Below are 2,050 nucleotides of genomic sequence, written 5' to 3' on the forward strand. Positions count from 1 at the left end.
CGCGCCTCGACGCTCACCGTGAACGCCGTGCTGATCCGGGCCTCGTTGCCCTGCGCCATCAGCGGCAGGCCCAGTTCCTCGCAGCGCTGGCGCTGCAACGCCAGGCAGATCAGGCCGCGGCCGTGCTTGGCCATGAAGTTGACCGCGTCGGCGTCGCAGAACTGCGCCGGGATGACCAAGTCGCCCTCGTTCTCTCGGTCCTCGTCGTCGACCAGGATGAACATCCGGCCGTTGCGGGCATCCTCCAGCACCTCATCGATCGAGGCGAGATACTCCGAATAGCTGGACAGGTCGTCAGGGCTCATCGTGTCTGCCCGAGCTGGCGGGGCGCCGTTCCAAGCTGCCGGGCGACGTAGCGGGCCAGCATGTCGGCCTCCAGGTTGACCAAGTCCCCTGGCCGGCGGTCGGACAGGGTGGTGTGGGTCCAGCTATGCGGGATGATCGCGACCGCGAAGCTCCGCTCGTCCACCTCGGTCACGGTCAGGGAGATGCCGTCCACGGTGATCGAGCCCTTGACCGCCAGCAGCGGGGCCAAGTCGGCCGGCAGGCCGAAGCGCAGCCGGTAGCCTTCGCCCTCGGGCTCGACCGCCTCGACCGTGCCCAGGCCGTCGACATGGCCGAACACGAGATGACCGCCAAGCTCGTCGCCTAAGCGCAGCGAGCGCTCGAGGTTGATCCTGGTACCTTGCTGCCAGCCGCCGATCGTGGTGAGCCGCAGGGTTTCGGGGGAGGCATGGACCTTCCAGCCGTCCTCCGTGTGCTCGGTGACGGTCAGGCAGACGCCGGAATGGGCAATTGAGGCGCCCAGCGGAATGGTGGCCGGATCGAAGGCGCTCCGGACGGTCAGTTCGACCCCGCCGCCGGAGGCTCCGCTCTGCCGGGTGGCGACGATCTTGCCGATGTCGGTGACGATGCCGGTGAACATCGACAGGTCCTCAGTGATTGCCCAGTGAATCCAGCTCCACCAGACGGTCGCCGTCCAGGGTGCGCTCGGCCATGATCCGCCAGCGGCGGGCATCGGCCAGCCGGCGCACGCCGAATGGAGCCAGGCCCGCCACACCGTCGCCGCCGATCACGAGCGGGGCGCGCAGGAAGTGCAGCCGGTCTACCAGATGCTCACGCATCAGGCTGGCCGCAAGCACGGCGCCCCCTTCGACGAGCAGGCGGGTGATACCGCGCTCGGCCAGCCGCGCCAAGACGGGGACCAGGGCCACCCCGCCGGTGGCGGCGGCCGGCACCTGCTCGATGCGCACGCCCTGGTCGATGAGTGCCCGTGCCTTTGCCCGGTCGTGGTCCGGGGCGGTGAACAGCCAAGTGGGCGTCTGCCAGGCGGTGCGGACCAGGGTGGCATTCTCGGCAATGCGCAGCCTGGCATCCAGCACCACCCGCACCGGCGAGCGGCCGGCGAGGCCCGGCAGCCGGCAGGTCAGCGCCGGATCATCGGCGAGACCCGTGCCGCTGCCGACCATGATCGCGTCGTGGGTGGCGCGCAGATGGTGGCCATAGGCGCGGGCTTCGGGCCCGGTGATCCACTGGCTCTCACCGGTGGCGGTCGCGATCCTGCCGTCCAGCGAAGTCGCGAGCTTGAGCGAGACGAGCGGCCGGCCGCGCCGGACCTTGGCGAAGAAGCCAGCATGGTCGCGCTCGGCCTCGGCTGCCAGCACGCCCTCGGTGACCTCGACCCCAGCCTGGCGCAGTCGGCGCACGCCGCGCCCCGAGACGCGCGGGTCCGGGTCGCCGCAGGCCACCACCACCCGCGCCACGCCGGCGGCGATCAGCGCGTCGGCACAAGGGGGGGTGCGGCCGACATGGGCACAGGGCTCCAGGCTGACATAGGCGGTGGCACCGCGCGCGGCGTCACCTGCCTGGCGCAGCGCCTCGGTCTCGGCATGGGGCCGCCCGCCGCTGCCGGTCACTGCGCGGGCCAGCACCACGCGGTCGCGGACGATCACGCAGCCCACCGACGGGTTGGGCCAGGTGGCGCCCAGGCCCAGTGCTGCGAGGTCGATCGCCATGCGCATCCAGCGCCGGTCGCGTTCCGGATCGGCCG

Annotated in this window: 3 protein-coding genes; all 3 read right to left on the reverse strand. The window is 71.5% G+C overall.

Features of this window, described 5'->3' with window-relative positions; all coding sequences use genetic code 11:
- Positions 1 to 305 (reverse strand): 3,4-dihydroxy-2-butanone-4-phosphate synthase (locus EQG76_RS14015; protein ID WP_200840810.1); only part of this gene is annotated, 305 nt, incomplete at its 3' end.
- Complete coding sequence (locus tag EQG76_RS14020; RefSeq protein ID WP_159714446.1) at positions 302 to 925, reverse strand: riboflavin synthase; 624 nt, start codon at positions 923 to 925, stop codon at positions 302 to 304. The genes EQG76_RS14015 and EQG76_RS14020, both read right to left, overlap by 4 nt.
- 10 nt (positions 926 to 935) lie before the next feature.
- Positions 936 to 2,050 (reverse strand): bifunctional diaminohydroxyphosphoribosylaminopyrimidine deaminase/5-amino-6-(5-phosphoribosylamino)uracil reductase RibD (gene ribD / locus EQG76_RS14025; RefSeq protein ID WP_321573462.1); only part of this gene is annotated, 1,115 nt, incomplete at its 5' end.

It is taken from the genome of Geminicoccus flavidas, from assembly GCF_009806515.1.
In the GTDB taxonomy this organism is placed as follows: domain Bacteria; phylum Pseudomonadota; class Alphaproteobacteria; order Geminicoccales; family Geminicoccaceae; genus Geminicoccus; species Geminicoccus flavidus.